Origin of the sequence: Sutterella seckii (assembly GCF_009183815.1) — a bacterium.
GTDB classification, from domain to species: domain Bacteria; phylum Pseudomonadota; class Gammaproteobacteria; order Burkholderiales; family Burkholderiaceae_F; genus Sutterella; species Sutterella seckii.
Genome location: NZ_WEHX01000281.1, coordinates 1 through 258 on the forward strand (window position 1 = coordinate 1; position 258 = coordinate 258).

1 protein-coding gene is annotated in these 258 nt (G+C 56.6%); it reads right to left on the bottom strand.

The window, feature by feature from the left end:
* Positions 1–68: 68 nt before the first annotated feature.
* On the bottom strand, positions 69–258 hold a 190-nt coding region (locus GBM95_RS12170), incomplete at its 5' end, for a transposase (RefSeq protein ID WP_193222718.1).

A 258-nucleotide genomic window follows, 5' to 3' on the forward strand; every position in this document is an offset into this window, starting at 1 on the left:
GACTCTACGATTCTCCTGAAGCCGCTCTCAAGCCCTTGATGAGGCTGGCTTGACCCCTGGTTGGGGAGTTATACCCCAACCAAGCCGAGATTTTCCGCTTCCAGCAGCGCATTGGTGCGGCGGTACGTCCAATAGTTCAGAATCCCTTCCCAGTGGTTGCGGATCATCTTTGCCACCCGCTTCATCTCTGGAATGCGGGCGTGCATCAGCCAGCTGCAGAACTCCTTGAGTTTGAGCTCGGCATCCTCTCTGGTCTCG